Below are 565 nucleotides of genomic sequence, written 5' to 3'. Positions count from 1 at the left end.
CGCTCCCACATGGATTCGGTACTTCTGTGTGCGAGCCTGCTCGCGAAGGGGCCTGACCTGCCAAAGCAAATCCGCCTACAAACTCAACACTCCGCTATACAACCCATAAGCCGCCAGCCCCGCCCCGATCACCACGCAGGCAAAAATCCCTTTCTCCACCGTGGTGAAAACCGGCTGGCCCTGTTCACGCTTGGCCTTGGCAAACAGAATCACCCCCGGCGCATACAGCAGCGCCGACAGCAGCAGGTATTTCACCCCACCGGCGTACAACAACCACACCGCATAGATCAGGGCGATACCGCCAATCAGCAGATCCTTGGTGCGCTCGGCCGACGCGTGTTCGTAGGTTTCGCCGCGCCCGCTGAGCAGTACCGCGTAGGCCGCTGACCACAGGTACGGCACCAGAATCATCGACGAGGCCAGGTAAATCAGACTGGTGTAAGTGCCCGCCGAAAAAAGCGTGATCAGCAGGAAAATCTGGATCATCACATTGGTCAGCCACAGCGCATTGACCGGCACGTGGTTCTTGTTTTCCTTCTTCAGGAACGCCGGCATGGTCTTGTCC

Annotated in this window: 1 protein-coding gene; it reads right to left on the bottom strand. The window is 58.6% G+C overall.

The window, feature by feature from the left end; all coding sequences use genetic code 11:
* Nucleotides 1-75 precede the first annotated feature (75 nt).
* Nucleotides 76-565, bottom strand: a 490-nt coding sequence (locus tag J5M71_RS26750; RefSeq protein WP_207838506.1) for an amino acid permease, incomplete at its 5' end; no start/stop codon positions are given.

This window comes from Pseudomonas sp. 43(2021) (assembly GCF_017490805.1).
In the GTDB taxonomy this organism is placed as follows: Bacteria; Pseudomonadota; Gammaproteobacteria; order Pseudomonadales; family Pseudomonadaceae; genus Aquipseudomonas.
This window is presented reverse-complemented; position numbering and strand designations above follow the sequence as displayed.